A 4,566-nucleotide genomic window follows, 5' to 3' on the forward strand; every position below is an offset into this window, starting at 1 on the left:
GGTCGAGCTATTGCATGCGGCAAATCGACCTCACTACCCCCATCCCAACCTTCCCCCTGAAAGGGGGAAGGAGTGCCCAGCTGATTGCATTTGGTTCAGCTATGCAGCTAAAACTTACATCTTCTGCTTCGCGTCATTCCCTTCGATATACGGGCTCCACGGCTGTGCGCGGACCGGCGACTTGGTCTTCCACACCACGCTGAACTGGCCGTCGGCCTTGATCTCGCCGATCATGACCGGCTTGTGCAAGTGGTGGTTGGTCTTGTCCATGGTCAGTTCAAAACCGGATGGTGACTTGAATGTCTGTCCGCCCATTGCCGCGATGACCTTGTCGGTATCGGTCGACTTGGCCTTCTCGACGGCTTGCTTCCACATGTGGATGCCGACGTAAGTTGCTTCCATCGGGTCATTGGTGACGACCGTGTTTGCGTTCGGAAGCTTCTTGGCGACGGCGTAGGCTTTCCACTTTTTGATGAAGTCCTCGTTGACCGGGTTCTTCACCGACTGGAAGTAGTTCCATGCAGCCAGGTGGCCGACGAGCGGCTTGGTGTCGACGCCGCGCAATTCTTCCTCGCCGACCGAGAATGCCACGACAGGGACATCGGTCGCCTTCAGGCCGGCGTTGCCGAGTTCCTTGTAGAAGGGTACGTTCGAGTCGCCGTTGATGGTGGAGATCACTGCTGTCTTGCCGCCTGCGGAGAACTTCTTGATGTTGGCGACGATGGTTTGGTAATCGGAGTGGCCGAACGGCGTGTAGACCTCGTCGATGTCGGAGTCCTTCACGCCCTTCGACTTGAGGAATGCACGCAGGATCTTGTTGGTGGTACGTGGATAGACATAGTCGGTGCCGAGCAGGACGAAGCGCTTCGCGCCGCCGCCTTCCTTCGACATCAGGTATTCGGTTGCCGGAATGGCCTGCTGATTCGGTGCGGCGCCGGTATAGAACACGTTCTTTTCCAGCTCTTCGCCTTCATACTGCACCGGATAGAACAGCAGGCTGTTGAGCTCCTTGAAGACCGGCAGCACCGACTTGCGCGACACCGATGTCCAGCAGCCGAAGACGACCGCCACCTTGTCCTGCGAAATCAGCTGGCGGGCCTTTTCCGCGAACAGCGGCCAGTTCGACGCGGGATCGACGATCACCGGCTCCAGCTTCTTGCCCATGACGCCGCCCTTGGCGTTGATTTCTTCAATCGTCATCAATGCCACGTCTTTCAACGAAGTCTCTGAGATCGCCATCGTGCCCGACAGCGAGTGGAGAATGCCGACCTTGATGGTATCGGCGGCCAGGGCTTGCGGCATCCATGCGGAAGCGGCAAGAGTCAAAGCGCCGGCAGCGGTCGCTTTCAGGAGGGTGCGACGGGTCATGTAAGGCTCCTACAGTTATATGTATGGTCAAGTGAGAATGCGATCAGTCTCGCCCATATCATTTAGCAGTTTGCGTGCCATCAAGCATGGCTCGTTTAGGCCGGTATCAGATGCGTGCGTCGGGCAATTTGAGTGCGTTTTATGTGCGAAGGTGAATTGCGTTGCGCTGAATTCGCGCATGCGCTCACCGTCGTGGTGCAATCACGGCGAACTATTGGTCCGTCGTGGTACGCGGTATCCGAATGCACAAAAGCCGATCGCCGCAATGGTGCGGCGATCGGGGTGAGGTGAGGCTTTGTTGAGGAAGGGTCAGGCTTGCGCCGGGAACGTCACGACGTGATCGGCGCCAAGCCGGATGCCGATCTTCTCGCCGATCGCATGGTCGTGATGGGAGGGAACAAGGGCCAGCAACTGCTGGCCGCCTTCCAGTTTCAGCGTATAAAGAAACTCCGCTCCCCGGAAGGCCTTGCGGACGACTTCCGCCTGCATCGGACTGGCGTCGTCGTGGATGACATCGTCGGCCCGCAGCAGCACATCGACCTGAGGCTGGTATTTTTCCGTGGTACAGGCATCGATGCCTTGCCAGAGCGGCAGGCTGCCCAGTTCGATGTTGACCTGCTGGTTCGGCAGGTCGATGGTGCCCGGCATGAACACGCCCTGGCCGATGAAGTCGGCGACAAAGCGGTCACCCGGGCGGTGATAGAGGTTGTAGGCGGTGTCCCATTGCACGATGACGCCGTCGCGCATGACGCCGATATGATCGGCGATTGCAAATGCCTCATGCTGGTCGTGCGTGACCAGGATCGCGGTGGTGCCGAGTTCTCGCAGGATGTCGCGCACCTCCATCGCGAGGCGCTCCCGCAATTCGACGTCGAGGTTGGAGAACGGTTCGTCCAGCAGGAGCAGGTCCGGCTGTGGTGCGAGCGCGCGGGCAAGCGCTACCCGTTGCTGCTGCCCGCCCGACAGTTCGTGCGGGAACTGCCGCGCATGTTCGCTCAATCCCACCAGGGACAGCAGTTTGTCGACTCTTGCCTTGCGTTCGTTGGATGTCAGCTTGCGCAGCCCGAAGCCGATGTTGTCCCAGACCGAAAGATGCGGGAAAAGGGCGTAATCCTGGAAGACCACGCCGACCTGCCGGGTTTCCGGCGGCGCGGTCCGGCCGGGCCGGCTCAGTTCACGTCCGCCGAGGACGATCCGGCCGTCGATCAGGGATTCGAATCCGGCAATCGCGCGCAACACCGTTGTCTTGCCGCATCCCGACGGCCCGAGCAGGCAGCCGATCTCGCCGCGCCCAAGGGTGAACGACAGGCCGTGCACGATTTCGCGCATGTTCCGGCCTTGCAGATAGCCGACGCGAATGGCATCAACGATGAAATGCGTAGAGAAAGAGGGTGGTACTTTCATGGATGCGGATAATTGCACAACTGGAATATACGTAATTGATTATAATTCTCATTTAAAATGTCGTGCTGAAAATCTGGATTTCAATGCGCAACTCCAAGCCGGTTCGATCCGGACTCCATCAATCAGGCGGTTTGCATCCCTTGCTGCTGAGTTCGTTGGCAGTCGCTTTTCTCGTCAGCGTGCCCATTCTCGGCGTGTTGTCCAACCTCTTTTCCGCCTCTACTCTCGGCCAGGCCGGCGTTGCCGGCAGCACGTTTTCCCACCTGTGGGCAACGGTATTGCCTGAATACATCGGCAACAGTCTGGCGATCGCGGTCATCGTGACGGTATTGGCGGCGATCGGCGGCGTCGGCTGCGCCTGGCTCGTGGCTGTATTCCATTTTCCGGGCAAGAAGTTTTTCGAATGGGCGCTGGTGCTGCCCCTGGCAATGCCGGCCTATGTGGTCGCTTATGCCTACACCGATTTCCTGCAGTTTTCCGGACCGGTGCAGACTGCCCTGCGTGAAGCGTTCGGCTGGCAGGCGCGCGACTACTGGTTTCCGCAGATCCGCTCCATCGGCGGTGCAGGGGTATTGTTCGCGATGGTGCTGTATCCCTATGTCTATCTGCTGGCCCGCAATGCGTTTCTGGAACGCAGCCCGCGCATGTGGGATGCCGCGCGCACGCTCGGCATGGGGCCCTGGGAAACCTTTTTCCGGATCAGCCTGCCGCTCGCCCGGCCTGCGGCCGCGGCTGGCATTGCGCTGGCATTGATGGAAACGCTTGCCGACTACGGGGCAGTAGCCTATTTCGGCGTACCCACGCTGACGACAGGAATCTTCAAAAGCTGGTATGCCTTTTCCGATCGTGTCGCCGCCGCGCAGATCGCCGCGGTGCTGATGCTTGCCGTCGTGGCGCTAATGCTGGTGGAGCACAAAAGCCGCGGACGGGCCCGGTATTACGCAGTCGGGGCGCGCACCAAGCTGCAGCCGCTGATTCCGTTGGTTGGCGGGAAGGCGTGGGGCGCGAGCGCATTCTGCGCCGTGCCGGTCATCGTCGGCTTCCTCCTGCCTTTATGGATCCTGTTGCGCCTGATGTGGAAGGAAGAGACATTGCAAGTCAGCCTGCGCTATCTCGACTGGCTGCAGAACAGCATATTGCTTGGCGCGATGACTGCAGTGATCGCGATCGTGATCTGTATCCTACTGGCCTATGCCGCGCGCGTCACGCGCAGCCGCCTGCAGGCTGGCTGCAACCGCATCGTCAGCATGGGATATGCGGTGCCCGGTGCGGTCATCGCGGTCGGCATCCTGATCCCGCTCTCCCGCATCGACGCCTGGGCAGCGGACCAGGGCTGGCGACTGGCCTTGACCGGCAGCGTACTGGCGCTGGTGTATGCCTACCTGGTCCGATTCCTGGCGGTGTCCTACCAGAGCGTACAGTCGGGCCTGGACAAGATCACGCCCAGCATGGATGCCAGCGCGCGGGTGCTCGGCCATGGGCTCGGGTCGATGCTGCTGCGCGTTCATACACCGCTTCTGTGGCGCAGCGTCCTGACCGCCGGGTTGCTGGTTTTCGTCGATGTCGTGAAAGAACTGCCCGCAACCCTGACGGTGCGTCCCTTCAATTTCGACACCTTGGCGGTCATTACGCATCAACTGGCGGCGGATGAGCGGCTTGGCGAAGCGGCATTGCCTGCCCTGACCATCGTCGCAATCGCTTTTGTACCCGTGCTGGTGCTGGCACGCGCCATCGCAAAAGGGGATCAGGCGAGAGGCCGCTAGACTGGCTCGCCCGGATTCCAGTCAAACAAAT

The 4,566-nt window shown here is 60.2% G+C and carries 3 protein-coding genes; 1 reads left to right on the forward strand and 2 read right to left on the reverse strand.

Annotated features, from left to right (window positions below):
* Positions 1-114: 114 nt before the first annotated feature.
* Positions 115-1,368: an urea ABC transporter substrate-binding protein gene (urtA, locus tag V7080_RS24205; protein WP_334190938.1), complete on the reverse strand. Its 1,254-nt coding sequence runs from the start codon at positions 1,366-1,368 to the stop codon at positions 115-117.
* A gap of 309 nt (positions 1,369-1,677) precedes the next feature.
* Complete coding sequence (locus tag V7080_RS24210) at positions 1,678-2,772, reverse strand: ABC transporter ATP-binding protein (RefSeq protein WP_334190939.1); 1,095 nt, start codon at positions 2,770-2,772, stop codon at positions 1,678-1,680.
* Between the two features lie 83 nt (positions 2,773-2,855).
* Here V7080_RS24210 and V7080_RS24215 point away from each other — a divergent pair, with 83 nt between their 5' ends.
* Positions 2,856-4,535, forward strand: a complete 1,680-nt coding sequence (locus V7080_RS24215; RefSeq protein ID WP_334190940.1) for an ABC transporter permease — start codon at positions 2,856-2,858, stop codon at positions 4,533-4,535.
* The last annotated feature ends 31 nt before the right edge of the window (positions 4,536-4,566 follow it).

Source organism: Noviherbaspirillum sp., assembly GCF_036846085.1.
Classification (GTDB): Bacteria; Pseudomonadota; Gammaproteobacteria; order Burkholderiales; family Burkholderiaceae_D; genus Noviherbaspirillum.